General features: G+C 76.3%; 1 protein-coding gene. It reads right to left on the reverse strand.

Annotation, left to right across the window (positions count from 1 at the left end; all coding sequences use genetic code 11):
- On the reverse strand, window positions 1–1932 hold a 1932-nt coding region (locus ACFU99_RS42135; protein WP_384403684.1), incomplete at both ends, for a hypothetical protein.

Raw genomic sequence — 1932 nt, forward strand, 5'->3', positions numbered from 1 at the left:
GCCCCACCCCGGCCGCCAGATGCCTGCGGTACGTCGTCATCGGGAGCCCCAGCAGACTCGCCGCCCGCGCCTGGGAACCCGCCGGGCGCAAGTACGTATGGTGCAGCGCCCGGAACGCGCGCCGGTCCGCGGCCGAGGTCTCCAGCTCCGCCGCCGCCTCCAGGACGGCCTCGCGCAGTGCCGCCGCCCGCAGCCGGTCGTCCGCGTCCTCCGCACACCGCACGGCGACGAGACGGGCGGCCAGCAGGGGCGAGTCCCGCAGGCCGTCCGGGCGGGCGAGTCTGCGCAGGACGTCCCGTACCGCGTCGGCGAACTCGTCGCGCTCCAGCGTGCGCATCGCCTCCGGCGGCCGGGGAGCGGGGACGGCCAAGGGGTCCTCCGCCTGCTCCCGCTCGGTGAGGAGTTCCAGCCAGGCGAGCGGCGGCGTGCGCCGCCAGTCGTGGGCGAACATGCCGTACGCACGGCCGCCGCTGCGGAAGTCCGCCTCCGGCAGCCGGGAGAAGTCGGCGTACGCGCAGCCCGGCTCCCAGAACTCCGGGTCCGCGAACGGCAGCAGCGTCACCGCGGGCCGATGGTCCGTCAGATAGTGGTGGGTCAGCCGCAGCGTGATCAGCGTCTGCACCGGCGAGACGTCCTGGTAGTCGTCGCGGCTCATCCAGAACCGCACCAGCAGCGCCATCTCGTCGCGGCGCAGCCGCCCGGCCAGCCACCGCTGGGCCGCCGTCACCGCCGGGTCCGACGGCGCGTCCGGCAGCGGCTCGGCGGCCAGCTCCAGCAGCGTGTAGAAGCCCGCCGCCACCCCGTCGGGCCCGCACACCGTGTACGTCTCGCACGCCGGATGCCCGGCCCAGTCCCGTACGAGCCGTGCCGACGGCGCTCCCTCGTGGATCGCGGCGATCGTGCTCGCCTGCACCAGCTCGCCCTCTCCCGCCCGGACGACCGTCAGCCGGTCCAGCCGCGCCGCCTCGGCCGCCCCGCTCGTCACAGGCGACAGCAGCGGCCCCACCACCGGGCTCTCCCGGTGCAGATACGCGAAGTCGGCCAGCACGGAGCGCTGCCGCGTACGGTCCCCGTCCGTGAAGACCCGCTGGTAGTACGCGCCGGCCCGGCGCCGCAGCGCCTGCCGCCGCTCCGGGTGGCGCCAGCGCAGCTCCGCGTCCAGGGCGGCCCGTACGAGATCGTGCGGATGGATGCCGCGCGGCCCGTACTCCATGGCCGACAGCCCCCGCAGCCACTCGAAATAGGGCCGGGCGTCCGACACCTCCAGCAGCGCCGCGAGCAGCGGCTCGGTGGTGACCAGCACCTGCGCGGCGGCCTCCAGCGCGGCCCGGTGCAGCGCGGTCGGCACCGCGTCCAGCAGGCTGACCAGCAGCGCCTGCACCACCTCGGGGGACTCGGCGGGGTGTGCCTCGGCCGCGCCCTGCGCGGAGATGTCCGCGACCAGGGCGAGCGCCAGCGGATGGCCGCGGGTGAACGCGAGGGCCGCCGCCTGTACGTCCTGTGGCACGCCGCGCCGCCGCAGCAGCTCCCCGCTGTCCGCCGCGTCCAGCGGCGCGAGCGGCATGGTGTGCAGCAGCCCCTGCCACGCCGGGTCGAGCCGCCAGGCCAGCGGCGGGGCGTCGCGCGCGGCGAGGGCGACGAGGGTGTCGGCGGGCAGCTTGGGCAGCAGCCCCCGGTGCAGGGAGGATTCGTCGGCTTCGTCGGCGACGAGCTCCTCGACGCTGTCGAGCAGCAGCAGCGCGCCGCTCTCGCGCGGCAGCGCCGCCGCCGCTTCCTCGCCGTAGGGGCGCAGCTCCCGCGCGTCGAGCTGGAGCACCGGCCGGCCCTCCCGCAGCCCGATCTGGGCGAAGTGGTGCAGCAGCGCGGTCTTCCCGATGCCGCCGGGCCCGTACACGTAGACCACCGCGCCGTCTCCGGCGGTCAGCAGCGCGC

Source organism: Streptomyces sp. NPDC057654 (genome assembly GCF_042800135.1).
In the GTDB taxonomy this organism is placed as follows: domain Bacteria; phylum Actinomycetota; class Actinomycetes; order Streptomycetales; family Streptomycetaceae; genus Streptomyces.